Below are 5,497 nucleotides of genomic sequence, written 5' to 3'. Positions count from 1 at the left end.
AGAATACAAAGCAAAATGGTATGGCAAACAAGTCATTGTCGTATCGAAAACATTTGCTTCCAGCCAATTATGTTCTTGTTGTGGATATCAAAATAAAGACGTTAAAAATCTCAACCTACGTGAATGGGACTGTCCTTCTTGTCGTACAAACCATGATAGGGATATTAACGCAAGTATCAATCTAAAGAATGAAGCGATAAGGCTTCTAACCGCAAGGACTGCGGAGTTAGCCTAATCAATTAGAGTTCGATAGAACTCTTTACTTAGGAATCCCTTACTTCTAAACGAAGTGAAAGTGGGGGTAGTTCAAGATTCTATACAATAAAAAACAACTAAAGGAAAAAGTTGTTTTTTAAATTGAGCAAATACTATAATTTGGAAAAGGTGCTTCATCACAAATAAAAAGTTGAATTTCGAATTAAAGATAGAGAAAATTACTCTTTATTATCAATAAGCCTTTTTATAATTCTTGAATAATTTTAATCAATTAAAATGGTATTTTTACTATCTATTAAATGTTAGGACGTCATAACATTATTTTATAAATGGAATCTCATTATAACTATTGTTAGGTGTCTAGTAGTAGCTCGTCCTAACAAAACAAAGGATTTAATAGAGCCTTATAAATCAATAATTTATAAGAGATTTATAAGAGTAGTTATCATCTCAACTTCGATGTACAAAATAAGGTATCTCTAAAGATTAAAATCTCTTATTCATTTTTTCTTGTTTTACAACTACCATATCAATGTAATAATATATGAAAAATAATAAGTATTTAATTTAAGTTTAATTCAATATAAGAGGTGTATGCATTGTCCGGAAAAGTGTATAAATATAGAAGATTAGGTACCAAAAAACATTTTCACTTAAAAGAAGCTGACATTTTTGTCTTTACAGTTTTATATTACAAAAGAGCACTTACAACAAGACAAATCACTCAGTTATATAGTGCATTTGAGGGAAGAGAATGTTCTGAAGCTAGCATATTTACAAAGCTTGACCGTTACTCACAATATGGAGCTATGCTAACTAAAAGAATAGATAAAAAGGCTGACAGTATTACGAAACGTGCTTTATTTTCCTTAAAAGAAAAGACAATTGAATTCTTAATGGAAATAGGAAGAATTTCAAAAAAAAGTTCAAAAAGACGTTACTCAAGAGCAACTTCTTTTCACACAATGTGTTCACGTGAGGTCATGATCCGTACTCTTTTAGCGACTACAAAGAAGACACAAACCAATGGAATATTATATGAATTGGATATTCGTTCTTTTTACCAGAAAAAAAATGTGAAAATTGAGGACAACCAATTGGCTTTGATTCCTGATGAACATATTTCATATCAAGATAAAAATATCCATATTGAGATGGATATGTGTAAAGAAACCAATTCTACCTTAGTTGAAAAAGTAGAGAAGTACATAGAATATACAAAAAAAACAAATGAAGATGTGACGGTTGTCTTTGTTATGTACGACAAATCAATGTTCCTTGCAGAAGATGCAGAACCGCCATACGTACGTATGAAAAATCTATTATTTTCTATGCGGAAGTATCATGAACTATTAATGAATATACCAAATCTAAATGTACACATTTGCTCATTGAAAGATGCTGGAGATGTTATTTCAGATATCATTCTAGGAACAGACGATAATCAAAACTTGGAACAAGATATTCTTTTTCCTTTATCTCAACGTACAGTAGGAGATGTCAATTGGCGTTACACATTTGTCGAAAAAATTCAAACGTTTAAAGAATCAATAGATGGTGGCCTTCGACGAACATACAGGAGAGATAAAGATTCTATTCAAGATTTCTTTTTTATTTTTGGAAATGAAAATGATTACCGAATGATTGCAAGATTAGATGATGTCGTGTTTTCAAGAAGGGATGGAGATGAAGGCGTTCCGCTTGTAGTTATCTATCCTAAACGTGAAAATCCTAGGGATATTCTACTGATGAATACTTATGCTAATGTACTACTTCTATCCATTCAAAATACAAATATAGCAACCGATGAACAGATCATGGTACATACTGCAAATAACGTTAATCCGAAAAGACGTAAACTTGTAGAATTATATTAATCGTTTATTTTTTATATACTTTTATATAATTTTATTGATTTTTATTATTTAAGATGCTAGAATAACGTTTGAACTAAACACTCAAAACTACAATCAAATCAGAACATATGAAATTAAGGCAAGCGACACACGCTGTTTTTACAGTGGGTGTCGCTTGCCTTTTTTGTATGGAGAAAGGTGGAAGTGGAAAATGACAATGAACTTACAATTTGCAACAACTACTGGGGGAGTGCTCTCAGCAAGAGAGGCACTTAAAACTCCAGAACTAGTCCTTAAACATATTACAGAAGGGGGAGCTAAATTTTGCGTTTCCCTACAAGATATTAAAATCCCAGGAAAGCCTAATTATTATTGGTACGATGTAATAATTGAAACTGCAACGAATAACAAACTAGAGATAAATATTGCCGTACTTTCTCAAGAAGAATATAACCAATTGTGTGAAGGAGATAGTATTGACTTATATTTAAAACAAACTGAAGATACAGCGAAGTTCTTTCTAAAAAAATCAAAGGAACAATTCAAGTCAGAACTTCATAATCGTTTTACATTACACCATAAAGCTCAACTATGTCTTTAAAAGGTAGGTGAACCTTTATGGAAACATCTAAGCAAAGATTACCATTATACTCTACAATCGCCTTAATTAGCGGATTTATCCTTTCATTTGGATTTGGTGTAGCGAACTACATACAGTTACTCTACTATGCATTTGAACCACCGTCTTATCCTATAGAAATTACATATGTACCACTATTTTTAATGTTCTTCTCTTTGCTACTAGGAGAATTTAGTTTTAGGTTCTACAGCCGTATCCCAGCTTTACAATTTCAAAATGGCAAGTTATTAATTTTAATTGCTTCTCATATTGCAGTAGATATTCAGTTTTTATGGTTTGCAACTGCTCCTATCCATGCGAAAGTTATTCCTTATCTTATGAATAAAGCAAAACATGTTAATTTTGGTGAATATCAAGCAATAGGGGATGTATTAACAGGAAATTTCCATACACTCACCATGATATTTGTATTCTTACCGACCGTATTTATGATTTTGTTTACTCTTTGGTATAGTGGCCATATTATCCGTTACAGAGAAGAAATCTTAAAGTGGGTACAAAAATACGAATATAAAAATCATAAGTTGCAAAAGTGGTTTAATAGCCAAGAGGAACAAATATATCCTGATGTTGAGATAGGTCCTCATATTAAGCACAAAGAAATGATTCGAATCAAGGGGAAAGATAGAACCCTAAATGGAATTATTATTGGTCCTATTGGTTCTGGTAAGACATCTAGTTTAATTATTCCAATGATTAATCAAGATTTACACTGGATGGTACGTTTTATAAATAAGTTTGAAAATACGTATAAAAAGAATAATTATGATACAGAAGAAGTAAAAGGAACATTTTTAAATGGGATAACTGTTATTGAACCGAGTAATGATTTATGTCAAAAGGTATTTAAGTTAGTACAAGCACACAAGATTCCTGAAAGTTCAATTTATTATATTGATCCCACAAACCCTGATACCAAAAACATTAATATTTTACGTGGACCAGTTGATAAAGTAGCCGAGGTTTTTGCAATGGTTATCCAGGGTTTGTCGGAATCTAATAATGCATTCTTTGAACAAGCACAACGGAACCACCTTAAGCAACATATTTATTTATTAAAACTACATAACCCACAAAAAGATGTGACCTTTGATGACTTAATAGATATGTACGACGATGTAGAACGTGTACACCGTATGCACAAACTATTAAAAGTACAGGTAGAAAAATTATATGATTTTGTTCAAAGTGGTGTTGCTTCACGTGACCAAAAAAACGAATATAAGATTATAAAAGGTATCGATGAATGGTTCGATAATACCATTCGTGAAAAAACGGGTTTCCAAGGGGAACCGGCCGTTTATAAATCAGGAAAATATCGTGGAAAACCAATGCATTATGACCGGGAAGAAGAATATGTAAAAGGTTTGCGTAACATCTTAAAAGATTTAGCCTCAAATGTTTTAATACGACGTGTTTTATTTGGAAAATCAGATTTTGATTTTGATGTTCACCTAGAGCAGGGTGGTATTTTACTAGTAAATACAGCCAAAGGAGAACTTGCAGATCTTTCTAATGTACTAGGAAAATTCGTATTACTAAGTATGCAAAATGCTGTATTCCGAAGAGAACCAAATATTTCACCATACCATCATATTATTGTGGATGAATTCCCTGATTATGTTGTGCGCCCGTTCAAAGAGTTCCCTGCACAATCTCGTAAATATAAAGTCATTCTGACAATTGCAAGTCAAACACTATCTCAATTAGCTTTGGATTTCACAGAGCAGTATATGTTTACTTTACTAGGTTCGTTCCGTAACAAGATGATATTTGGTGATGTAACACCATATGATGCAAAAATATTCTCTGACATGTTTGGTGAAACAGAGGAATTTAAAGAATCCGAATCTGAACAAGGGATTTCTCCTATGCAAGAGAATCCCGTTAGTCGCTTAGGTTCGACATATCAAAAATTAAAAGAAGTCGTTATGTCACCAGGAGATATCATGGCACAAGGTGCCTTCATTTGTGCTGCGCGTATTGTACAAGACAATCATGTACAACCTGTACAACAAATTACTAGTAACTTTGTACCCAAAGAGGAATTTGCTCAAGCAATCATTCAAGTAGAGATCAAGTCTGGACAATATTGGGAAACTGAACGTCTTCGACTCATTGAAGAATCTATCGCAAAATCAAATCCTATGAAACATGTAAATGCAAATAATATAAAACAGATAGAATCATTTCTACCTATGCATGGTGATAAAATAGGGCAAAATAATTCCATAGAAACAAACAATAAGAACCAACATATTGTACCGTTGGAGAATTATAAAGAACACAAGTCCGAATATGAAACAAACACCGTAGAAAATGTAACTTTTCCTGATTATTTTAAGGATGTCAGTCAACAGGGACATGTTATTGAAGAAACTGAAAATAAGTTGTATGAAGAAATTAAGGCATTTGTGATCGAATCACAACAAATCTCACCATCACTTTTGGAAAGAAAATTCAGGATTAATCATATGAAGGCTGCACGTTTTATTGAGAAGTTAGAACACAATCAAGTTGTAAGTACTTACACAGGGAATGGCCCTCGTAAAGTTTTAATTTCAAACAATAATAGTACATCGATATTATCAAAGGACTCTCAAATTACTACTCCTTCATCTAATACAAATTTAAATAATACAAATTTAAATAATACAGATTTAGATAATACAACTTCACGAGAAAAGAGGATTCCAAACGTAAACATAGAAGTCAAGCAAGGGGAAACAAGCTTTTTTAAAGATATCCTATACGATGATGTAGTATCCTTTGTTAAGGAATCAGG

General features: G+C 32.2%; 4 protein-coding genes. All 4 read left to right on the top strand.

What is annotated here, in order from left to right; genetic code table 11:
• On the top strand, nt 1–235 hold a 235-nt coding region (locus MR167_RS30165; RefSeq protein ID WP_242316145.1), incomplete at its 5' end, for a transposase.
• Nucleotides 236–815: 580 nt separating this feature from the next.
• The gene (locus MR167_RS30160) at nt 816–2,093 is read left to right on the top strand and encodes a replication-relaxation family protein (RefSeq protein WP_086398118.1); all 1,278 of its coding nucleotides are present in this window, start codon (nt 816–818) and stop codon (nt 2,091–2,093) included.
• A 190-nt stretch (nt 2,094–2,283) separates the two neighbouring features.
• A complete protein-coding gene (locus MR167_RS30155; protein WP_078994304.1) occupies nt 2,284–2,673 on the top strand; it encodes a hypothetical protein in 390 nt (129 codons plus the stop codon).
• Between the two features lie 17 nt (nt 2,674–2,690).
• The coding region (locus tag MR167_RS30150; RefSeq protein WP_242316144.1) for a DNA translocase FtsK at nt 2,691–5,497 on the top strand (2,807 nt) is incomplete at its 3' end.

It is taken from the genome of Bacillus cereus group sp. BfR-BA-01355, from assembly GCF_022663675.1.
Classification (GTDB): Bacteria; Bacillota; Bacilli; order Bacillales; family Bacillaceae_G; genus Bacillus_A; species Bacillus_A thuringiensis_S.
The sequence above is the reverse complement of the archived record's forward strand: the minus strand, read 5'-3'. Positions and strand labels throughout refer to the sequence as shown.

Bases quoted from the DNA above. Each gene is read 5' to 3' on its own strand.
- MR167_RS30155 (WP_078994304.1), top strand. From the start codon at position 2,284: ATGACAATGAACTTACAATTTGCAACAACTACTGGGGGAGTGCTCTCA.